This window comes from Micromonospora sp. LOL_013, from assembly GCF_048060315.1.
Taxonomy (GTDB): domain Bacteria; phylum Actinomycetota; class Actinomycetes; order Mycobacteriales; family Micromonosporaceae; genus Micromonospora_E.
Genome location: NZ_JBHMIQ010000002.1, coordinates 87,274 through 107,103, shown reverse-complemented (window position 1 = coordinate 107,103; position 19,830 = coordinate 87,274). Strand labels below are relative to the sequence as shown.

Genomic DNA, 19,830 nt, shown 5'->3' with positions numbered 1-19,830 from the left:
GAGGGACCGATGTTTGCGCAAACATCGACCTTAGCCAGGTGATGTTAGCGCAAACATCGGGGTCCGATGTTTGCACCAGCCCGACGCCGCGTCAACCCCGTCGCGCGTCACCGGCACGCCGGCCGGACCGACCAATTCAGCCGGTTCAGCCGACTCGTCCGGATCACCGAGATGCTGGTACGCGTACCCCAGGCTGTGCCAGGTGGTTGCCTGCCCGGGTCCGTCCCCGAACTCCCGCAGCAGGCGCAACGCCCGACCGCACCAGTCCAGCGTCTCGGCGTACTCGCCGAGCTGGGCGTGCTGCCAGCCGACCACGTTGAGCGCCTTGCCCTCCCCCCGTCGGTCACCGGCCGCCGCGTAGAACTCGTACGCCGTCCGCCCGTGCGCCAACGCCTCGCGATGACGTTCCTGCCGCTCCCGCAGCAACGACAGGCTCAACTGCAAGGCGGACCGCTGCAGGACGGTCAACGCCGACCAGTGCCCGCGTCGGTCCAGATAGGTGTACGTCACCTGAGTGAGATGCAGCGCTTCAGACCTCAGCCCGGCGGCGACGGCCGCGTCGAACACCGCTTCCAGCACGATGTGCTCGGCGGCGAACCAGGTCAGCGCCGCCTGGCTGTCCGTCGGCAGCTCGGCGACGACACCGGGGCAAGCCGGAACGGGCACCGTCGGCGCCGGGGCCGACACGGTAGGACCGGGGTGAGTACCGAGCAGCCGGAACAGCTGCGCCGCCGACGGACTCAGCGCCTGGTAGGACCAGGAGAAGACGGCGCGCCCCGAGCTGCGGGTCGTCCGGTGCCAGCGCGTCGAGGCGGTGCCGGGCGACCCGCAGCTCGGTGGCGAGCGCCGCCAACGGCATCTGCGGTGCGATGACGGCACGCGCCGCGACCACCGCCAACGCCAACGGCAGACCGGCGCACCGGGCGACGATCTCGTCCACCGCCATCGGCTCGGCGGCGCACCGCCGCTGGCCGACCCGCCGCCGCAGCAGTTCCGCCGCATCCGACGGGTGCAGCAGGTCGAGGGTCAACGGCTGGGCGCCGTGCGCGGCGACCAGCCCGGTGAGCTGGTTCCGGCTGGTCATCACCACCAGGCACTGCGGCGAGCTGGGCAGCAGCAGCCGCACGTGAGCGCTGTCGCGGGCATTGTCCAGCACGATCAACAGCCGACGACCGGCCAACGTGGTGCGGTACAGGGCGGCCTGAGCGTCCGGGTCGAAACCGCGCAGGTTCAGGTAGAGCTGTCCATCGGGGAACCGGTCGGCGACCTGGTGCGCCCACTGCACGACGAGGGTCGTCTTGCCGACCCCGGCGGTGCCGCCGACCGCCACGATCCGGACCGTACCGGCCGGGGTGATCTGCCGCGCCGGGTCGGTGACCGGCGCGAGCCGGGCCAGCTGCGCCAACTCGGTACGGCGGCCGCTGAAGTGCCCGAGCGCCGGTGGCAACTGCCGGGGCACCGCCCGGACGACCAGCTCGACGGGCCCGACCGCCGGGTCCGTCGGCACGGCGACGCGACGCTGCTCGTCGACCCGGTCCCGGGCGCTGGCCAGCGCACCACGCTCGACCGCACTGGCACCGAGCACCGCGACCAGCACGTCGAACCGGTCCGTCGGCGGCAGCGTCTTCCCGGTGAGATACTCCGCCACCGCCGTGTGCGACCAGCCGGCGCGGGTAGCCAGCACCCGGTAGGACAGCACCCGCTGACCCTCGCGGCGGGCGTGCCGCCGCCGCAGCGCCCGCAGCAACGCGGCAAGGTCATCCACTGTCCGCACCCCGGCGGCGTCGCGCACCAGCCGGTCCGGCGGCCGCGTGTCCACTCCGTGCACCATCGCGACTCTCACGACCTTCACCGGTCAGCCGTCACTGTGGCGACCCGCCGTGCGGCGACCCGCTCCACAGCGGATGTTAGTCGATGTACGCCGATGTACGGAGATGATCGTGATCACCATCCCGCCACCGGTCGGCACCGCACCCTGGACGCGTACCGATCCACGGCGGACAGAGAGGATACCGACCCATGTACTGGTCCACGCGGGTACGCGGGTGGCGAAGGCGCACTACGGTCAGGCGGCGGGTGACCGGACGGGGCCCCGGTCACCCGCGTGTTCGTTCCCGGCGTACCGCCCACCACAGGGTCCACCGGCCGGCAGACTGGCCTGGTGAACGACGAGCAGACCGCTGAACGCCGGTCGCCACGTTGGCGGACCTGGGCGCCGCTGGCGGCGCTGACCGCCGTGGTGCTGGCCGGCGGCGTGCTGCGGCTCGCCGGTGCCGGCCCGGTCGCCGACGGGGTGTGGGCGGCCGCCACGTTCGCCGCGCTGCTGCCGGCGCTGCGCTGGATGGGTCAGTCGCTGCGACGGCGACGGATCGGCGTCGACGTCATCGCCGTACTCGCCCTGGTCGGCGCGCTACTGGCCGCCGAGTACCTGGCCGGCGCGGTGGTGGCGCTGATGTTGGCCAGCGGGCACACCCTGGAGACGTACGCGCAGCGACGGGCCAGCCGGGACCTGCAGGCGCTGGTGGCGCACGCACCGCGTACCGCCCGGCGGCGGGCCGCAGACGGCACCGTCGCCGCCGTCGACGTGGGTGAGGTCGTCGCCGGGGACCGGCTGGTTGTCGGCCCCGGCGACGTGGTCCCGGTCGACGGCGTCGTCGAGGAGCCGGCCACCCTCGACGAGTCGGTGGTGACCGGCGAGTCGCGGCCGGTGGAGCGGGCCGCCGGGGAGCGCGTCGCCAGCGGAGTGGTCAACGCCGGGGTCGCGTTCGGGTTGCGGGCCGTCGAGACCGCGCAGGGCAGCACGTACGCCGGGATCGTCCGGCTGGCCACCGAGGCCGGTGCCGGCAAGGCGCCGACGGTACGGCTCGCCGACCGGTACGCCGCCGCGTTCGTCCCGTTCACCCTGGTGCTGGCCGGTGCCGGCTGGCTCGTCTCCGGTGAGTTCGTCCGGGCGGTCGCCGTGCTCGTCGTCGCCACCCCCTGCCCGCTGCTGCTGGCCACCCCGATCGCGATCGTCGCCGGGCTGTCCCGGGCGGCCCGCCGCGGCGTGCTGGTCCGCGACGGCGGCGCGCTGGAGCAGCTCGGCCGCGCCCGTACCCTGCTGGTCGACAAGACCGGGACGTTGACCACCGGCCGGCCGGAGACTACCGACGTGGTCACCGGCGACGGGGCCGACCCGGCCGACCTGCTGCGGCTGGCCGCCTCGGTGGAACAGCTCTCCCCGCACGTGCTGGCCGGTGCGGTGGTACGGGCCGCCGGCAACCGGGGCCTGCGGCTGACCGCCCCGGCCGAGGTGACCGAGGATCCCGGCCGGGGCGTCCACGGCCGGGTCGACGGCCGTACGGTGCGGGTCGGCCAGCCGGACGGGCCGCTGCCGGACTGGGCGGTCCGGGTCCGGGACCGGGCCGAGGCCGACGGGCTGTCGGCGGTGTGGGTCGGCGTGGACGGCGTACCCGCCGGGGCGATCCTGCTGCGCGACCCGGTGCGGCCCGACGCCGCCGGCACGGTGCGGCGGCTGCGGCAAGCCGGGTTCACCCGGCTGGTCATGCTGACCGGCGACCGGCGGGAGGTGGCCGAGCGGGTCGCCGCGCAGGTCGAGGTGGACGACATCGTGGCGCGCTGCCCGCCGCAGGAGAAGACCGCCCGGGTACGCGACGAGTCGGCCCGCGCGGTGACGGTGATGGTCGGCGACGGGGTGAACGACGCCCCGGCGTTGGCCGCCGCTGACGTTGGCGTGGCGGTCGGCGGCACCGGGACCAGCGCCGCGGCCGGGGCCGCCGACGCGGTGCTCACCGGTGACCGGCTGGACCGGCTCGCCGACGCGGTCGACATCGCCCACCGGTCCCGGCGGATCGCGGTGCAGAGCGCCTCGGTCGGCATGGGCCTGGCGGTGGTGGCGATGGCGGTCGCCGCGTTCGGCCTGCTGCCGCCGGTGGCCGGCGCGTTCACTCAGGAGGGCATCGACGTCGCGGTGATCCTCAACGCGCTGCGCGCGCTGCGCCCCGGCCGCCGACCCGCCACGTCGTCACCCGGCATGCCATGACCCTGGTTCAGGCCGCCGACAGGTCCGACAGCGCCGTCATGTGCGGCACCTCGCCACGGTGTTGCCGAGCCTGCAGCACCAGGTTGGCCACGACGAGCGACGGGTCGACCTGCGGCAACTCGCCACGCTCGGCCTGGCACCGAACACCTTCCTGGGCGTCGTCGCCCCGGACCGGTGCTCACCGCTGCCGCCGGCAGAGTAGGCGCAGCCCGTCCCGCTGCACGAAGATCTCCCGCCGTTCGACGGCTGTACCGTCGCGGCCCAGCACGTAGCCGGTGAGCCACACCCAGTCGGCGTAGGTCCAGCGCTTGTCGACGACGGTGACCCGGAAGCGGAAGCCCCGGTCACCGGCGAACTGGACGCTGGCGGCGGCCCCGATCGCCAGCACGTCACCCGGCTCAGGCGCCGGGGTCGATGTCGAGTTCACCGACATACGGCAGCCGGGCCTGATCGTTCTGCCAGTCCCGCAACGCCTGCTTGAGCAGGGACAACTCTTCGACGAGTTGGGCGATACTCTGGTCGCGGCGACGCAGCTCGACGGCGACCTGGGCGACGTACGCCGCGACGTGCCGTGGGTCGAGGCCACGCCAGCGGGTGCGGAACCGCACCCGGGCGACCTGCTCGGCGGTCAGTGGCACCGGCGCGACGTCCCCCTCGTACGTCTCGCCGTTGACGCTGACCGCCGGCGGCCGGTGCCGGCCGGATGAGCTCGCGGATGCCCTGGTCACAGCGCTTCTCCCTCCGGCGGCGGCGGTCCGGGCCAGGTCGACCGCCCGCACCAGGGACACCATCTGACTTTCACCTTGAAGGCGAACAGTCCGGCCAGGAACCCCAGCAGGACCGCGCCGACCAACGCACCGACTTCCACGAGGACCTACCCCCTCTTCAGGTCGGGACGCCGGCCGGCCTCCTTGCCGCGACGCCGGCCGGCGCCCAGGTGGACGGGGATGTGCGAGGCGACGAGGCGGTACGCCGACTTCGGGTCTGCCGGCCCGGCTCTCGCAACCAGAGGCAGATTGACATCTCTGTCGTACGGCTACAAGACTTCAGTGTAAGTTTTCTCCAGACGGCCGACTGGATGGAGTCAGGTCTTGAAAGTTGCGGTAATCAAGGGAAGACTGCCTACCGGCAGGTCCGAAAAGGATCCGGAGGAGGTCTACATGTCACGAGCAAGCGGACCCACGATCGCCCGATGGCAGCTCGGCAGGCAGCTCAAGGCCGCCCGCGAGGCGGCCGGCATCACCCAGATCGCCATCGCCGAGGTGCTCGCCTGCAGCGAGTCGAAGATCTACAAGATCGAGGCCGGTGACGTCGGCGTCGGCCGTGGCGACCTGATCGTCATGCTCGACCGCTACGGTGTCACCGACGAAGATCGCCGCACCACCATCTTCGACCTGCAGAAGCAGGGCAAGCAGCGCGGCTGGTGGTCCAAGTACGGCACCATCCCGATGAACTACAGCATGTACGTCGGTCTCGAAGGCGCCGCCCGCGAGGTGCGCAACTTCGAGCTGGCCATCGTCCCCGGCCTGCTCCAGACCGAGGAGTACGCCCGAGCCGTCGTCGAAGCTGCCTGGCCGGACGATCTCGGCGAGGTGAATCGGCGGGTCGAGCTACGAATGGCGCGACAGGATCGCCTCACCGAGGACCCACCACTGAAGTTCTGGGCCATCGTGGACGAGGCTGCGCTACACCGACGTACGGGTGGCGACGCGGTGATGCGCCGCCAGCTCGACCACCTGACCGAAGTGAGCACCCGGCCGAACGTCATGCTGCAGGTGCTGCCGTTCAGCGAAGGCCATCATCCCGGCACCACCGGATCGTTCTCGATCCTGGACTTCGACGAGGACGTGCACAGCCCTGTCGCGTACGTGATCAGCCCAGCTGGAGACGTGTATCTGGAACGTCCCGAGGACATGAATCGGGTTACGCTTACCTACACCCACCTGCAGACGGCGGCGCTCAGCCCAGGCAAGTCCCGGGACCTGATCGCCGCGATCGCCAAGGACTTGGCGTAGACCAGAAGGAGGGGCGCGATGGACCTCACCCGCGCCGTGTGGATCAAGAGCAGCCGCAGCGACTCGAACAGCCAGTGCGTCGAGGTCGCCCGCAACCTGCCGGGAGTCGTCGCCACCCGCGACAGCAAGGACCCGACCGGCCCGGCGCTGACCTTCGCCCCCTCCGCCTGGACCGCCTTCACCACCGCGCTCAAGTCGTCCCAGCTCTCCGCGTAACCGCCAGCGGCGTGGATGTCTTTCACCACGTCGCTGGCGAAGTTGCGAACCAGAGGTAGCGGAACAGTGACCGCGTTGCGACTGCGTTGCGGTCACGCCAGCTGTTTCGACAGCAAGTTGACCGCCATCGCCCGCGAGCACGCCTCATGACCGCTGAACTCGCCGCCGTCATCGGCCGCGCCCGGTTCCTGCTGCTCGACTTCGACGGACCCGTCTGCAAGGTCTTCGCCAACCACCCCGCGCCCCAGGTCGCCGCCACCCTGCGCCGGCTGCTCGTCGACCAGGGCGTCACCGTCCCGCCCAACCTGCTCGATGAACCCGACCCGCTCGCCGTGCTGCGCTGGAGCGCCACCCTTGACCGGCCAACCATCGTGCGCCAAGTCGACGACGCCCTGCGCGCTGCCGAGTTGGACGCCGTCGCCGTGGCCGAACCCACCCCGTACGCCCAGGAAGTCATCGTGGCCGCCCATCGCGCCCGACGCGGCATCGCGATCGTCTCCAACAACAGCGCCGACGCCGTCAACCGGTACCTGATCGCGCGACAGCTGGACGTCTACATCCACCCCGTCATCGGCCGCCCGTACGCCGACCCCGCCGGCATGAAACCGAACCCGGCACCGGTGCTCGCCGCCATCGGTGAACTGCACGCCCACCCCGAGGAATGCGTACTCATCGGCGACTCACCCACCGACATCGAAGCTGCCCGGGCCGCCGGGGTACCCACGATCGGCTACGCCAACAAACCCCGCAAATACCACAGCCTCAGCGGATCAGACGCCATCATCGGCAGCATGGCCGAAGTCGTCGCCGCCCTCACCGACCGCCGGGTGCAAGGCGGTAGACCCGCGAGTCACGGAGACTGAAGCCGAGTCGTTCGTAGAGCCGGTTCGCGGCAGCACGAGACGGGCGCGACGTCAGGTCAACGGTCCGAGCGCCAGCCTCCCGAGCCAGCCTGACGGCCTCCTGAGTCAGCGCCGCGCCGACCCCGAGACCGCGCGCCACCTCGTCGACCACCACATCCTCGATCCACGCCCGTCTACCGGTCGGGATCGGAAACATCACCAGGGTCAGCGCGCCGACGATCTCGCCCTCGCGGCGAGCGATGAGCAAAGTACTTGCGTCCGACGCCACCAGCTCGTCCAGCGCCGTCAGGTCGAGCGGCTGGGCGGAACGGGACAGCTGTGGAAGGAGCCGTCCGAACGCTTTCACGACCTCGTCGGTGGCGACTCGGACGGCTTCGATCTCGACGCTCATGCTCGCGACTCTATCCACCGGATGCCCCACGCGAGGCGGCCCAGCGAGTTCGGTAAGTCAGCCAGGGTCACCACACTCTGATGACACCCTCGGGTTCGGCAGCGGGCGTGCCGGCCTACGCCGTCGTTGCCGACCGCCTCCTCATCGGGTAATTGGCTCGCCTCGTCGGCGGGAATGCCGGTGCAATCACTGCCATGCGCATCACCTCGGAGACCGTCGATGACGGCATCCGCGAGCAGCTCTTCAGCGTCGGAGACATCCCCGGGGTTCTCTGGACGCCCGCCGAGGGCTCCGGTCCCCGTCCGCTGGTCTTGATCGGGCACGGCGGCGGCCAGCACAAAAAGGGCTGGGAGGTCGTCTCCCGAGCCTTCCCCTACGTCACCTCCGGTGGCTTCGCGGTCGCCGCGATCGACGCGCCCGGTACTGGCGACAGGCCGGAGCACCCGGAAATCCGACGGCTTGTCGCGCTCATCGAGGAACGGGAGGCTGCGGGCGAGCCCTTCGGCCCGGCGTGGCCCGCCCTGAACGACACCGTGGCGGCGCAGCTCATACCCGACTGGCGGACCACGCTGGACGCGCTGCAGAACCTGGACTCCGTCGGCGACAGCCAGCCCGTCGGGTACTACGGCCTGTCCCAGGCCGGTGAGACGGGTATCCGCCTGGTCGCGGCCGAGCCTCGGATCACGGCTGCGGTCCTCGGCCTCGTTGGAAGCGAGTGGCTCACCGGCATCGCAGCGCGGATCACGATCCCGGTCGAGTTCCTGCTGCAGTGGGACGACGAAGGCAATCCACGGGACTCCGTCCTGAAGCTCTTCGACGCACTTGGCTCCGCAGAAAAGACGCTGCACGCCAACCCTGGCAGCCACTTCCGAGTCCCGTCGTTCGAAATCGAGAGCTCGATCCGGTTCTTCGCCCGGCACCTGGGTAGCTCTGGCACCGCAAGCAGTTCCTGACACCACCGAGCGATCACCGATCTGACTCTGCGCGCCCTACGGCCCCCCTACCCGATTGCCGCCCTCAAGGTAGGCAGTCCCGCTGTCCGTCGCCGCTTCCAGCGCGGCGGCGGCCCGCCGAGCCAGCAGCGGCGAGAGCCGCTGCTGCGCCTGCGGCAGGGTCGACCACGCCCAGTTCCGCAACTCCTGCGGCGGAAGCCGGATCGCGTCGGTCTGCGACGCCTCCAGGACGCCGCCGTCGTACACGAACATCACTCCTTCGGTACGGCCGGGGCGAGGCGGCACCCAGTCGACCACCAGCAGCCGGCCGGGAGTGACCGCCAGGCCAAGTTCTTCGGCCAGCTCACGGACCGCCGCGTCGTACGGCGACTCGTCGGCCTCCACCACGCCACCTGGCAGCTCCCAGTAGTCCTTGTACGTCGGCTCGACAAGCAGGATTCGTCCGTCATGGTCGCGCAGCAGCACAGCCGAGCCCATCCGCTTTCGCGGCAATGTCGCGGTGTAATCGTCAGACGGGGAGCTCACCACCGGAGGCTAACCGCCCGAATGTCCGGCTCGCGGCGTCTTCTGCCAGTCAGGACTCGTGGCGGCGGGCCGCCTGTGCCGATCAGGATTTGAGAAGCACCAGCCGTCGCAGCACGGCTAGCGTGACCCTCGGTCACACCCGACAACGACCAGGAGCGACACGACGGGCAAGGCAGACACGGAGGGTTTCTCCGAGGGCGAGCGCACCGCCATGAAGAAACGCGCCGCAGAGCTCAGGAGGGAGACAACCCGCAGTCGTGGTGGCAAGGCAGCCGCCGAGGAACTCGACGTGCTGTCAAAGATCGCCCAAATGGAACCGTCGGACCGCGCACTGGCCGAACGCATCCACGCCATCGTCACCACCAACGCCCCCGAACTGTCCCCGAAGCTCTGGTACGGCCAGCCGGCGTACGCGAGGAAGGGCAAGGTCTTGTGCTTCTTCCGCTGCGGCCAACCTCGCCGACGACAGCGGCCTGTGGCCGACGTCCTTCGCCGTCGCCCAGCTCAGCGAGCAGGCCGCAGAGACCATCGCCGCCCTCGTCAAGAAGGCCGTGAGCTGACCTGCGGGTACGGCTTCGACCGACAGGTGAGCGCCGATAGCGGGGTGAGGTTACGGTACGCTCGCTGCGCCGTGCATGACTGCTGCCCGAGGAGGTGAGTCCGATCAACGCTGTGACAGGTCGGGACTCCCTCCCCCGCATGGTCTAGGGAGCGCCCGCACAAGGCACTCTCGAAAGGCGCGTACGCGCATGCACAACATCCAGGAAGAACACTTCGCCATCGACGGCGTACCCGCTGTGCTCTGGACCTCAGCCGGCAGCGGCACCGACCGACCGCCGCTGATCGTCATCGGCCACGGCGGCGGCCAGCACAAGACCGCTCCCGGCGTCCTGCACCGGGCCCATTGCTTCGTGTCCAGCGGCTTCACCGCCGTCTGCGTCGACGTGCCGAACCACGGCGAGCGGCCGACCGACGAGCGCTACCAGGACATCGTCACCGAGATTCAGACCGCTGCCAGCTCCGGCGGCGACCTGGCCGCGCTGCTCGGCGACTTCCATGCCCTGGTCGCCCGGCAGACCGTCCCGGAGTGGCGGGCCGTCCTCGACCACCTCGGCGCCGGGCCGGTCGGCTACTGGGGAGTCTCGTTGGGCTGCGGGCTCGGCGTACCGTTCGTCGCCGCCGAGCCGCGAGTCCGCGCGGCGGTCCTCGGCCTGGGTGGAGCCAGCGCCGCAGCCACGCTGGACGCTGCGGCACGGATCGCCGTGCCGGTCGAGTTCCTGATCCAGTGGGACGACGAACGGGTCCCCCGCGAGCAGAGCCTGTCCCTGTTCGACGGGTTCGGCTCGACCGAGAAGACGCTGCACGCCAACCCGGGCCGGCACGCCGACCGGCTCCCGGAACACGAACTGGACAGCACGGTACGGTTCTTCATCCGCCACCTCATGCCGCCCTGACCAGCACTGATCGAAGCTGGCATCCGTCCGGATCGGCTCGACCTCAGCAGACCCGGTTGCCGTTCTCGAGACGGCGGGTCCGGCATGCTTGCGCGAGCGCGGCACTCGATCAGCTGCTGCCCCGTACGGCTCCTGACGCAACGCGGACGAACAATCCGTGACCGGCGGAGCGCTGCTGGGCCAGGGCCTCGGGCCAAGGCACCTGGCCCAGCGGCACCTTACGGGCTGGAACAGGTCAGAGACGGCGAGGACGGTGAGCCGGAGCCGAGGAACCCGAAGGTCGCGGTCCCACCGGCCGGTAGTGTGCCGTTGTAGTCCACATTGCGTACCGTCACGCTGGAGCCGCTGGTGCTGAGGCTTCCGTTCCAGAGCTGGTTGATGTTCTGCCCGCTGCCGAGGGTCCAGCGGACGGTCCAGCCGTTGATCGCCGTGCTTCCTGCTCGTACGACCACCTCGCCCTGGAAGCCGCCGGGCCACGAGCTGACGGTCTGGTAGGAGGCGCTGCAGGCACCAGTGGCCGGTGGCGCGGTGGTAGGTGGTGGCGTGGTGGGCGGCGCCGTCGTCGGCGGCGCGGTCGTCGGTGGTGGCGTAGTGGGCGGCGGCGCCGTCGTCGGCGGCAGCGGCGTCCCGGACAGCCTCGGGCCCGCGCAGGCACTGACGATGCCGGGGACGTCGTTTGCGGCGTCGAGCGAGTAGCTGTACGGCGGGTTCGTGAACGGAGTGACGCCACTACCCTGGGCACCTGTGTGACGCCGACCGCTGGTGTTGTCGTAGACGTTTCCCCGCGCGGTGATGTACGTGGGGTTCGAGTCCTGGAACCGGTGCGGGTCCCGTATGTCCTTGAAGTAGTTGTTCTCCACGAGAACGGAGGCGTACGATCCGGTGCCAATGGCGTACGCGTTCCCGGGGGAATTGTAGTAGCTGTTGTAGACGTGGCCTTTGCCAAACAGCATTCGTGGTCCACGCTGGTCAACCAGATCAGCGAACCAGTTGTGGTGGTAGGTGGCGTTCAGCTTTCCGCTGTCGGTGTCGCCGTGGTTCGAGCCTCCACCCACCAGGCTGGCCAGCCTGTGCGAGTGGGAACTGTTGGTGTACCAGAACTTGACCCAGGACACCGTCATGTAGTCGACGCCTCGGGTTAGGTCCAGCAACCCGTCGCTGGCGTCCCACAGGTTCAGGTGGTCGAACCATAGGTGGTGGGCGTTGCGCGCGGCGATCGTGTCGGCCGGGCTGCTGCCCTGGCCGCCACCCTGCACGTTCAAGTTGCGGATGATGATGTTGCTACCGCCGTTGATGTTGATGCCGCCACGGATCGTCGCGTTCGCGTCTGCGCCGATCAGGGTCTTGTTGCTGCCGACCTCCACGGCCGCCGACCCAGTGCTGATCGTGCCGGAGATCCGCAGGACGCGTGGGGTCGAGTCGTTGGCGTACCGCCGTAGGTCGCTAAGCGATGTGACCGTCTGCGGGGCGGCGTTGCCGCCGCCGGTCGTCGTGGCGACACCGTTCGCCGACACTGACGCCCAGCCGAACAGCCGGTCATCGCAACTTGCCAACATTGATGCCGCTGGCTCGTCGGCCGCAGCCTGAACAGCGGCAGCCGACATGCCGGACACGGCGAGTGCCCCGACAGCGGCGAGGGTGACAGCCACACCAAGCACGGTTGTTGTACCTGGTGAACGTCCTGTTGTGAAAACGCTGGTCCCAACGTTCTTCACGAAGTGCCTCCTGATTTCTCCTGCGGTAGACGCGGCCAGAAGTCAGCGGAATCCGACTCAGATGAGCCCAGTTCCCGGGCTACGCAGACCCGTCAGCAGTGCCCATGCCGTTCGGACGCGCTGGCGATCCCGGCCCTGTGGCACCGAAAGTCAGCCGGAAGCGGTCGACCGCACACCGTTCCGTTAGCGTTGAACACACGGCCGTGAACCGTCGGAACGGCGGCCCGGTCACCGGCCGACGGATGCCCTCAACGAAGCACAGATTTCACAGCGCATAGATATTCGACTATGAACGAGATTAACTGGGGCGGCGTCGAGCGTCAAGCAGCTCCAGCCACTCGGGCAACAGCCCGACCGACCGATCCACCTCTCGGAGCTACCGCCGGTCACCTGACCGCCGCCGGTCGGCGTCTCGGATGGCGTGCCGGACAGCAAGGCGGATGACCCAGTAGAGGACGACGAACCCGACCGCGTAGACGACGAGGGCACCAACGGGGACGGCGAGGGAGCCGATCTGCAGGATGTCGGACACGGCACCGACGATAGAACCTTGGCACGAACGTCGATGCCCGCCCTGTTGACGCAGCCGGCGGTACGCGCGTGGCTGTGAGCTGGGGTGGACGGACGAGTCGACCTGTACGCCGGATTCTGTCCCGTACGCGCCGGTTGCCCGGGTCGCGCAGCGGTGGCGGCCATCCATCTAGGCCTACCGTCGCCGGCAGGCTCCAGCGGCCTACCCGCAGACTCGGGCGGGCAGCCCTCAAACGCCTGCGCAGGTCGACGTCTGGCGACGCCGGCCCTCTTGGCCTTGCTCCGGGTGGGGTTTACCGAGCCATCCCGGTCACCCGGGATGCTGGTGGGCTCTTACCCCACCGTTTCACCCTTACCGGGCGTTTCACCGCCCGGCGGTCTGTTTTCTGTGGCACTGTCCCGCGGGTCGCCCCGGGTTGCCGTTAGCAACCACCCTGCCCTGTGGAGTCCGGACGTTCCTCGGCAGCAGGGGACGTATCCCCCCGCTGACGCGGCCGCCCGGTCGACTCGTCCGTCCGAGGATCAATCGTACGCAGCCCACGATCATTGCCCGCCCGCAGGCCCGGCGGACCACCACGACCAGCCCAACAGTGATCTAGAAGAACCATGGTCGATATACCGGCCTAGTCCTTCTAGATCCAAGGCACGACACACGCCCCACAGCCAGGCGGCTCAGGTCAGCAACTCCACCGGTGGCTGGCCCCGCTCGCCCGGCGGCAGGTGGCCGATGTCGTTGAAGCTCACCAGGGTCGGCGGAGCGTCGCTGCGCCACTGCACGATCGTCAAGCCGCAGTTGAACTGGTTCAGCCCGAGCCACCGCCAGAACGGCGCGTCCAACGTGTGCCTGACGGCCCACCCGATCACGAAGTTGTGCGTCACCACCAGCTCATGCCGGTCGACGTCGCCGACCCACCCCCAGTGGGCCACGGCCGCCCGCAAGTGCATAGCGCCGGGGTCGCGCTCCGGCTTCGGGACCGCGTCAAGGAAGTCGGCGTACCGCTGCGGCACCGCCTGGTTGGCGCGCCCGGGTGCCGGGACCGGCGTCACGTCGGCGGCGAGCCGACACTCGTGCACCGCAACCCCGGGCAGGAGAGCCGCGATCTCCTCGGCGGTCTGCGCGGCCCGCGCTGCCGGACCGTGGTGGACGGCGTCGAATGGCACCGCACGCAACCGCTGACCGAGCCGGCGTGCCTGGCGCCGGCCCAGCTCTGACAGGCCAGGGTCGGGCCCGGTCCCGTCGCTGTTCTGCTCGCCGTGCCGGACCAGATACACCAGCGTTCGCGCCATCCGACCATTATCGTCAAAGGATCGGCCAGCGGGTCAGCGTAGGGCGCGGGCATGCAGCAGTACGCCGATACCGACGCCGAAGGCGACGATGCCGAAGCGCAGTACGGTCGGCGGCAGCTTGCGCACCACCCGCGCGCCGACATAGCCGCCGACGATGGTGGCCGGGGCGACCGTCACCGCCGCGGCCCAGTCGACCGGGCCGAAGATGGCAAACACGGCGGCGGTGGTCACCCCGACCGCCGCCGACAGCAGGTTCTTCAGCGCGACGACGCCGTTGAGCGCCTCGTCGAGCACCAGGGCCAGGCCGGCGACCAGCATCACCCCAAGCGCGGCACCGAAATAGCCGCCGTACGCGGCGCAGAAGAAGGTCATCGCCTGCAGTGACATCTGTTCGCGCCCGGCTGGCAGGTCGCGGGGTTCGCCGACGAGGCGCCGCAGCTGGTTCTGGAAGCCGAGCACCGCCGCCGCGCTGATCACCAGGAACGGCACGATCAGCTCGAAGGCCCGGGGCGGGGTGATCAGCAGCAGGACGCAGCCGAGGACCGCCCCGGCGACGGCGGTCGGGACGAGGCGCCACAGCCCGCGTCGGCGCGGCAGGTCGTCGCGGCTGCCGACGGTGCTGGCCACGTAGCCGGGGCAGACCGCGATCGCGTTGGTGACGTTCGCCGACACCGGCGGCAGGCCGACGGCGATCAACGCCGGGAAGGTGATCAACGAGCCGCCGCCGGCCGCCGCGTTGACGGTGCCGGCCGCCAGCCCGGCCCCGACCAGCAACGCGAACGCGGGAAGATCCATCCTGCGAGGCTAGCGGCGCACCGGCCGCCCGGGTCAGACGGTGGCGATCCCAGCGAGGTCAGGGGGTGGCGATGGCGGCGAGGTGGGCGGTGTCGTTGACGGTACGCACCGCCACGCCGCCGTCCGGCCAGGTGTCGATCACCGAGATGCCGGTCGGGTCGAGGTAGAGCCGGTGCAGCAGCGCGTCCCCGGCACCCAGCGCGTCACGCAGCATGATCTTCAGCGGGGAGACGTGCGAGACCACCACCACGGTCTTTCCCCGGTACGCGGTGAGCAGTTCCCGCACTACCCGGCGGACCCGGCCGGCGACCTGGGCGAACGACTCCCCGCCGGGCGGGGACAGTTCGGTGGAGGCCAGCCAGGCGGTCAACTCGGCCGGCCAGCGTTCCCGTACCTCAGCGAAGGTACGGCCCTCCCATTCGCCGAAGTCGCACTCGATCAGGTCGGCCTCGGCGCGTACCGGCGGGTCGCCGACCTCGGCGGCGATCGACCGTGCCGTGTCGACGCAGCGCGACAGCGGCGAGCAGACGATGACGTCGACCTTGGCCCGGATCACCGCGATCCGGGCGGCGGCGGCGGTGGCCTGCGCCGCGCCCTGCTCGGACAGCGGTACGTCGCCGCGCCCGGAGTAGCGGCTCTGCTTGTTCAGCCCGGTCTCGCCGTGCCGGACCAGGATGAGCCGGGTGGCGGTGGCGGTGGTCGGCGGCTCCCAGGAGGCGGCCGGGGCGTCACCGGCCCCGGCGATGGCGAACATCGACGGCTGGGCCTCGACGACCGATCCGACGGAGGCCGGCGGGGCCGCAGACGCAGCCGACGCGGCAGGTGCCGGCGGAGCCTTGGCGGCCTTGGCCGGTTTGCCGGCGGCCTGGTCCATCGCCTGGTTGGCCAGGGTGTCGGCGCGCTTGTTCTGCTCCCGGGGGATCCAGCTGAACCTGACCAGGTCGAACTCGCGGACCAGTGTGGCGGCCTGCGCGGCGAGTGGCCGCAGCCCCGGATTCTTGATCTGCCACCGGCCGCACATCTGCTCGACGACCAGCTTCGAGTCCATCCGTACGTCGACCGAGGTGGCGCCGATCTCAGCGGCGGCCCGCAGCCCGGCGATCAGCCCCTGGTACTCGGCGACGTTGTTGGTGGCGACGCCGAGCGCCTCGCCCCGTTCGGCGAGCACCGTGCCGGTGTCGGCGTCGAGCACCACCGCCCCGTACCCGGCGGGCCCGGGGTTGCCCCGGGCGCCCCCGTCGGCTTCGACGACGACCTTCAAGGCGGCCGTCACAGGCCCGACTCGGCGGTGCGCACCATGATCCGGCGGCAGTCCTCGCAGCGGAGGACCTCGGCCGGGTCGGCCGCCTTGATCCGGCCCCGTTCGGTGGCGGAGAGTTCGAGTCGGCAGCCGCCGCAGCGGCCGGCGCGCATCAGCGCGGCGGCCAGCCCACCCGAGTTTTCCCGGATCTTGTCGTAGAGGGCGACCAGGTCGGCTGGGAGGTCGCCGGCCAGCGGGGCGCGGGCGGAGGTCTTGAACTGTTCCTCGCTGGCGATCTCGGCGAGGTTGCGTTCCCGGGTCTGCTCGACCTCAGCACGCCGTTGCCGGGTGCTGTCGATGCGTCCGGTGACCTGGTCGAGTGCGGCTTGGGCGGTTTCCCGCTGTTCCATCAGCTCCAGTTCGGCGTCCTCCAGCTCGGTCTGCCGGCGGGTCAGTGACGCGAGTTCGTGCTGCAGCGCCTCCAACTCCCGGGCCGGGCCGGAGCCGGCGGTGAGCCGGGCCTGGTCCTTGTCCTTGCGGGCGCGGACCTGGTCGACGTCGCGTTCCAGTCGGGCGATGTCGCGGTCCAGGTCGTCGACGGCGACCTGGGCGCGGACCCGCTCGTCCTCCAACGCCGACAGTTCCCGCGCCAGGGCGTCCAGCTCAGCGTGCTCGGGCAGGGTCCGTCGCCGGTGGGCGAGTTGGGCGAGCGCGGTGTCGATCGCCTGCAGGTCGAGCAGGCGGCGCTGGGCTTGCGGGTCTGCCTTCACGGATGGGGCTCCTCATGGGTGGATGCGGCGGGCGCGGAACGGGCGGGTGCCGTAGGCGTAGGGCGGGCGGGCGCCGTAGGCGTAGGGCCGGCGGGTGCCGTAGGCGTAGGGCGGGCGGGCGCCGTAGGCGTAGAGCCAGTGGGTGCCACGCGGGAGCGGCCGGCGGACGCTGTGTGCAGCGTCCACGGGTCGGTGTCGAGGTCGGAGACGGTGGCGTCGACCCCGAGTTCGCCGGTGAGGTACGCGGCGAGGTCGTCCAGCCAGGGGCGTTCGGTGGCCCAGTGGGCGGCGTCGAGCAGCGTCGGGCCGCCGCTGGCGATCTGTTCGCTGACCGGGTGGTGGCGCAGGTCGGCGGTCAGAAAGGCGTCGACTCCGGCGGCGGTCGCGGCGGCCAGGTAGGCGTCGCCGGCACCGCCGCAGACCGCCACCGTGGTGACGAGGCGTCCCGGGTCGCCGGCGGCCCGCACCCCCCAGGCGGTGGCCGGCAGCACCTCCGCGGCGTGCCGGGTGAGTGCGGCGAGGGTGAGCGGCTGGCGCAGCGTGCCGATCCGGCCGGCGCCCTGGCCGGCGACGGCGGCGGCAGGGCTGCCGGGTGCCGCCGGCGCCAGGGGCCGCAGGTTGGTCAGGCCGAGCCGGTCGGCGAGTGCGTCGGAGACCCCGGGGCGGGCCACGTCGGCGTTGGTGTGTGCGACGTACAGCGCGACGCCGGCCCGGATCAGGTCGTGGACGATCCGCCCCTTGTACGTGGTGGGGGCGACCGAGGAGACGCCGCGCAGCAGCAGCGGATGGTGAGCGATGATCATGTCGGCTCCGGCGTCGACCGCCTCGGCGACGGTTTCCGGTACGCAGTCGACGACGCACCACACGTGCCGTACCGGGGCATCCGGTTCGCCGAGGACCAGGCCGACGCGGTCCCACTGCTCAGCCCAGGCCGTCGGGTAGCGCCGCTCGACGGCGGCGGTCACGTCGGCGACCCGTACCGGTGATGCTGCAGTTGTGTCCACGGCGGCCCAGCTTACCCATCCACCCGCCGCGCTCCGGACGTTCAGGCGCGGCGGCGTCCGTTCGGCTGTGGGGCGTCGCGCCCCGTCGGTCCGGCGGCGTCCCGGTCAGCCGTCAGTGGTGCCGGCGGACAACTGTTCGTCGAGCGCATCGAGGGTGAGGTGCCAGGGGATCCGGTCGATGATCTGGTCCCCCTCACCGGGCGGCCGCAACGGCAGCACGTCGTCACCGAGCAGCACCCGCACCCCCCAGCCACGCAGCCGTGCGACGCTCGCCTGGAACGCCGGATGCCGGGCGAGCGCGGTGTTGGTGAACGGCAGTGTGACGATCGGCAGGCCTTTGCCCTGTGCTTCGACGACCAGTCCGAGGGCGAGGGTGTCGGTGATCCCGGCGGCCCACTTGTTGATCGTGTTGGCGGTGGCCGGTGCAACGATCATCGCGTCGGCGGGGGGTAGTACGTCCGGGTCGCCGGGGTTCTTGTAGTCGACCCGGACCGGGTGACCGGTCTGTGCGGCCAGCGCCGGCAGGTCGACGAACTTGCGTCCGTCCGGGGTCACCACCACGCAGACCGACCAGCCGCGTTGTCGGGCGAGCGTGACCAGCCTCCCGACGTGGCGGGAGGCTGGGCTGCCGCAAGCGATCACGTAAAGAATCCGGGCACCGGCCGGGGTCACACCCTCACCTCTCCATCGATGGGTACGTGGCTGTTGCGAGGTGACGGGTCACACGCCGACCCCCATCTGTTCGGCGAGTTCGGCGACTGGCGCCGACGGCGTACCCCGGGTACGGCGCAGCACGTCGGACATGACGGCATGGGCCACCGGTCGGCAACGGATCTCCGCCGGGGCGAGCCGGTCGCCCTCCAGCAGCATCTCGGTGGCCTTCTCCAGCTCGCCGAACTGGGCGTAGCCGCGGGCGATGTCGAGCAGGTGGTGCGCCCGCCGTTCGGGCAGCAGGGCGCTGAAGCCCGGATCCTCCATGACCACCCGGTGGGTCTCGACCGCCGCCCGTCCCTCGCCGAGCTCCACGGCGGCCGCAGCCCGGTGCAGTTGCACGTTGGTCGGGCCGAAGCAGGTCCAGTAGTGGTTGCGGTTCTCGCCGAGCGCCCGGGCCGCATCGTCGGCACCGTTGACCAGTTCCCGGACAGTTGCGCTGTCGCCGAGCCGGGCAGCGGCCATCGCACCCTGCAGCAGCAGCAGGCCGTAGACGGACAGCTGCTCCGGGGTGCTGCTGCGGCTGTCCGCCGGGGCGAGTCGGTTGGCGATGTTCACGTTTACCTCGAGGGCTGCACGGGACCGGCCGAGGGCCAGGAGCGCGTTGCCGACCCGGCAGGTCGCCACCCCGGTCAGCAGCCGGTCGCCGGCCCGGTGCGACACCGCGATCGAACGGTCGGCGGCCAGCCAGGCGAGATCGTGCTCACCGAGCTTGCGCAGCGTGGACGAGGCAATCTGGTAGAGCTGGCCGAGCAGACTCGCCGCCTGCTGCGCATCGTCGTCACCGGTGTAGTGGGCGTCGGCGGCCTGCGCGTCACGCAGCAGCCGGGGCAGGGCCCGGGCCAGCACCCCGTACTTGGCGTGCTGGAAGGTCAGCCAGGCGTGGTTGGTCGCCTTGTGCATCTCGGCGAGCGGCGGCAGGCTGTTCGTGGGTCGGAAGAACGTACTGATCGAGTCGTAGCGTTCCAGTGCGGCTCGAATCTCCTCCACCTCCACCTGGTCTATGCAGGTGACGCTCTCCGGCCGCCGCTCCGGGTCCTTGCCGAGCAGCAGTTGCGCGTCGAGCTGTAGCACGTCGGCGATCTCGTGGATTACCGAGAACTTGTCCAGTCGGCGCACCCCCCGTTCGACCTTGTCCACCCAACTCTTGGATTTGCCGAGCCGGTCGGCGAACACCTGTTGGGACATTTTGCGTCGGCCACGCCAGTAGGCGACCCGTCGACCGATGGGTAACTCTTCCACGCTCATGTTCCCCCTCGCGGTGCCGGGCACCTAGGAGCCGGCAAACGTGCTGGTCGATGCGGCATCCCCCCGGACA

Annotated in this window: 21 protein-coding genes, 1 other RNA gene and 1 pseudogene; 7 read left to right on the top strand and 16 right to left on the bottom strand. The window is 70.8% G+C overall.

The genetic code is table 11. From position 1 onward, the window contains the following. Positions 1–30 precede the first annotated feature (30 nt). Together ACFHWS_RS02345 and ACFHWS_RS02340 are read right to left on the bottom strand one after the other, a co-directional pair. On the bottom strand, positions 31–579 hold the full coding sequence (locus ACFHWS_RS02345; protein ID WP_416567536.1) for a tetratricopeptide repeat protein: 549 nt from the start codon (positions 577–579) through the stop codon (positions 31–33). After that, entirely contained in the window at positions 530–1,843 is a 1,314-nt protein-coding gene (locus ACFHWS_RS02340) for an NB-ARC domain-containing protein (RefSeq protein WP_416567535.1), read from the bottom strand. Before ACFHWS_RS02340 ends, ACFHWS_RS02345 begins: the two co-directional genes overlap by 50 nt. Positions 1,844–2,161: 318 nt before the next feature. On the opposite strand from ACFHWS_RS02340, the gene ACFHWS_RS02335 reads away from it, so the two are divergent. After that, positions 2,162–4,042, top strand: coding sequence for a heavy metal translocating P-type ATPase (locus ACFHWS_RS02335; RefSeq protein WP_416567534.1), 1,881 nt, complete (start codon positions 2,162–2,164; stop codon positions 4,040–4,042). 178 nt (positions 4,043–4,220) lie between these two features. On the opposite strand, the gene ACFHWS_RS02330 is transcribed toward ACFHWS_RS02335, so the two are convergent. Both ACFHWS_RS02330 and ACFHWS_RS02325 read right to left on the bottom strand, forming a co-directional pair. Beyond that, positions 4,221–4,469 (bottom strand): hypothetical protein, encoded by a 249-nt coding sequence (locus ACFHWS_RS02330; RefSeq protein ID WP_416551431.1) that lies wholly within the window; start codon positions 4,467–4,469, stop codon positions 4,221–4,223. Further along, on the bottom strand, positions 4,441–4,833 hold the full coding sequence (locus ACFHWS_RS02325) for a DivIVA domain-containing protein (RefSeq protein ID WP_416551430.1): 393 nt from the start codon (positions 4,831–4,833) through the stop codon (positions 4,441–4,443). Before ACFHWS_RS02325 ends, ACFHWS_RS02330 begins: the two co-directional genes overlap by 29 nt. 369 nt (positions 4,834–5,202) lie before the next feature. Between ACFHWS_RS02325 and ACFHWS_RS02320 the strand changes: the two genes are divergently transcribed. The 3 genes from ACFHWS_RS02320 (at position 5,203) to ACFHWS_RS02310 (ending at position 7,136) form a co-directional block, all read left to right on the top strand. Continuing rightward, on the top strand, positions 5,203–6,057 hold the full coding sequence (locus ACFHWS_RS02320; RefSeq protein ID WP_416551429.1) for a helix-turn-helix domain-containing protein: 855 nt from the start codon (positions 5,203–5,205) through the stop codon (positions 6,055–6,057). Between the two features lie 18 nt (positions 6,058–6,075). Beyond that, positions 6,076–6,273, top strand: coding sequence for a DUF397 domain-containing protein (locus ACFHWS_RS02315; protein WP_416551428.1), 198 nt, complete (start codon positions 6,076–6,078; stop codon positions 6,271–6,273). Positions 6,274–6,419: 146 nt separating this feature from the next. Beyond that, positions 6,420–7,136 (top strand): HAD family hydrolase, encoded by a 717-nt coding sequence (locus ACFHWS_RS02310; protein ID WP_416551427.1) that lies wholly within the window; start codon positions 6,420–6,422, stop codon positions 7,134–7,136. On the opposite strand, the gene ACFHWS_RS02305 is transcribed toward ACFHWS_RS02310, so the two are convergent. Then, positions 7,087–7,527 (bottom strand): GNAT family N-acetyltransferase, encoded by a 441-nt coding sequence (locus ACFHWS_RS02305; RefSeq protein ID WP_416551426.1) that lies wholly within the window; start codon positions 7,525–7,527, stop codon positions 7,087–7,089. The two genes, ACFHWS_RS02310 and ACFHWS_RS02305, sit on opposite strands and share 50 nt — an antisense overlap. A gap of 194 nt (positions 7,528–7,721) precedes the next feature. Here ACFHWS_RS02305 and ACFHWS_RS02300 point away from each other — a divergent pair, with 194 nt between their 5' ends. Then, complete coding sequence (locus ACFHWS_RS02300; protein WP_416567533.1) at positions 7,722–8,480, top strand: alpha/beta hydrolase; 759 nt, start codon at positions 7,722–7,724, stop codon at positions 8,478–8,480. 36 nt (positions 8,481–8,516) lie between these two features. Here ACFHWS_RS02300 and ACFHWS_RS02295 read toward each other — a convergent pair whose 3' ends face one another. Further along, a complete protein-coding gene (locus tag ACFHWS_RS02295; RefSeq protein WP_416551424.1) occupies positions 8,517–9,005 on the bottom strand; it encodes an NUDIX domain-containing protein in 489 nt (162 codons plus the stop codon). 211 nt (positions 9,006–9,216) lie between these two features. On the opposite strand from ACFHWS_RS02295, the pseudogene ACFHWS_RS02290 reads away from it, so the two are divergent. Both ACFHWS_RS02290 and ACFHWS_RS02285 read left to right on the top strand, forming a co-directional pair. After that, positions 9,217–9,565: pseudogene (locus tag ACFHWS_RS02290) on the top strand (iron chaperone). A gap of 189 nt (positions 9,566–9,754) precedes the next feature. Then, positions 9,755–10,459 (top strand): alpha/beta hydrolase, encoded by a 705-nt coding sequence (locus tag ACFHWS_RS02285; RefSeq protein ID WP_416567532.1) that lies wholly within the window; start codon positions 9,755–9,757, stop codon positions 10,457–10,459. A 218-nt stretch (positions 10,460–10,677) separates the two neighbouring features. Here the strand turns inward: ACFHWS_RS02285 and ACFHWS_RS02280 are convergent, their stop codons facing one another. The 10 genes from ACFHWS_RS02280 to ACFHWS_RS02235 all read right to left on the bottom strand — a co-directional run bounded on the left by ACFHWS_RS02280 (position 10,678) and on the right by ACFHWS_RS02235 (position 19,754). Then, positions 10,678–12,108, bottom strand: coding sequence for a cellulose binding domain-containing protein (locus ACFHWS_RS02280; protein ID WP_416567531.1), 1,431 nt, complete (start codon positions 12,106–12,108; stop codon positions 10,678–10,680). Between the two features lie 442 nt (positions 12,109–12,550). Then, a complete protein-coding gene (locus ACFHWS_RS02275) occupies positions 12,551–12,706 on the bottom strand; it encodes a hypothetical protein (protein ID WP_416556353.1) in 156 nt (51 codons plus the stop codon). 89 nt (positions 12,707–12,795) lie between these two features. Further along, an RNA gene (rnpB, locus tag ACFHWS_RS02270) (RNase P RNA component class A) lies at positions 12,796–13,215 on the bottom strand. Between the two features lie 162 nt (positions 13,216–13,377). Next, positions 13,378–13,992, bottom strand: coding sequence for a histidine phosphatase family protein (locus ACFHWS_RS02265; RefSeq protein WP_416556352.1), 615 nt, complete (start codon positions 13,990–13,992; stop codon positions 13,378–13,380). A 33-nt stretch (positions 13,993–14,025) separates the two neighbouring features. Further along, positions 14,026–14,787 (bottom strand): sulfite exporter TauE/SafE family protein, encoded by a 762-nt coding sequence (locus ACFHWS_RS02260; RefSeq protein WP_416556351.1) that lies wholly within the window; start codon positions 14,785–14,787, stop codon positions 14,026–14,028. A 58-nt stretch (positions 14,788–14,845) separates the two neighbouring features. After that, entirely contained in the window at positions 14,846–16,060 is a 1,215-nt protein-coding gene (locus ACFHWS_RS02255; protein WP_416556350.1) for a bifunctional RNase H/acid phosphatase, read from the bottom strand. Next, a complete protein-coding gene (locus ACFHWS_RS02250) occupies positions 16,057–16,797 on the bottom strand; it encodes a zinc ribbon domain-containing protein (protein WP_282231635.1) in 741 nt (246 codons plus the stop codon). Before ACFHWS_RS02250 ends, ACFHWS_RS02255 begins: the two co-directional genes overlap by 4 nt. After that, positions 16,794–17,801, bottom strand: a complete 1,008-nt coding sequence (locus ACFHWS_RS02245; RefSeq protein ID WP_416567530.1) for a Nif3-like dinuclear metal center hexameric protein — start codon at positions 17,799–17,801, stop codon at positions 16,794–16,796. Before ACFHWS_RS02245 ends, ACFHWS_RS02250 begins: the two co-directional genes overlap by 4 nt. 105 nt (positions 17,802–17,906) lie before the next feature. Further along, positions 17,907–18,473, bottom strand: coding sequence for a flavoprotein (locus ACFHWS_RS02240; protein WP_416556348.1), 567 nt, complete (start codon positions 18,471–18,473; stop codon positions 17,907–17,909). Between the two features lie 48 nt (positions 18,474–18,521). Beyond that, complete coding sequence (locus ACFHWS_RS02235; RefSeq protein ID WP_416556347.1) at positions 18,522–19,754, bottom strand: helix-turn-helix domain-containing protein; 1,233 nt, start codon at positions 19,752–19,754, stop codon at positions 18,522–18,524. Positions 19,755–19,830: the final 76 nt, after the last annotated feature.

Excerpts from the sequence above, each read along its gene's own strand:
- ACFHWS_RS02325 (WP_416551430.1), bottom strand. The coding sequence starts at position 4,833 with ATGGTGTCCCTGGTGCGGGCGGTCGACCTGGCCCGGACCGCCGCCGCC.
- ACFHWS_RS02320 (WP_416551429.1), top strand. The coding sequence starts at position 5,203 with ATGTCACGAGCAAGCGGACCCACGATCGCCCGATGGCAGCTCGGCAGG.
- ACFHWS_RS02315 (WP_416551428.1), top strand. The coding sequence starts at position 6,076 with ATGGACCTCACCCGCGCCGTGTGGATCAAGAGCAGCCGCAGCGACTCG.
- ACFHWS_RS02310 (WP_416551427.1), top strand. The coding sequence starts at position 6,420 with ATGACCGCTGAACTCGCCGCCGTCATCGGCCGCGCCCGGTTCCTGCTG.
- ACFHWS_RS02305 (WP_416551426.1), bottom strand. The coding sequence starts at position 7,527 with ATGAGCGTCGAGATCGAAGCCGTCCGAGTCGCCACCGACGAGGTCGTG.
- ACFHWS_RS02300 (WP_416567533.1), top strand. The coding sequence starts at position 7,722 with ATGCGCATCACCTCGGAGACCGTCGATGACGGCATCCGCGAGCAGCTC.
- ACFHWS_RS02285 (WP_416567532.1), top strand. The coding sequence starts at position 9,755 with ATGCACAACATCCAGGAAGAACACTTCGCCATCGACGGCGTACCCGCT.
- ACFHWS_RS02265 (WP_416556352.1), bottom strand. The coding sequence starts at position 13,992 with ATGGCGCGAACGCTGGTGTATCTGGTCCGGCACGGCGAGCAGAACAGC.
- ACFHWS_RS02260 (WP_416556351.1), bottom strand. The coding sequence starts at position 14,787 with ATGGATCTTCCCGCGTTCGCGTTGCTGGTCGGGGCCGGGCTGGCGGCC.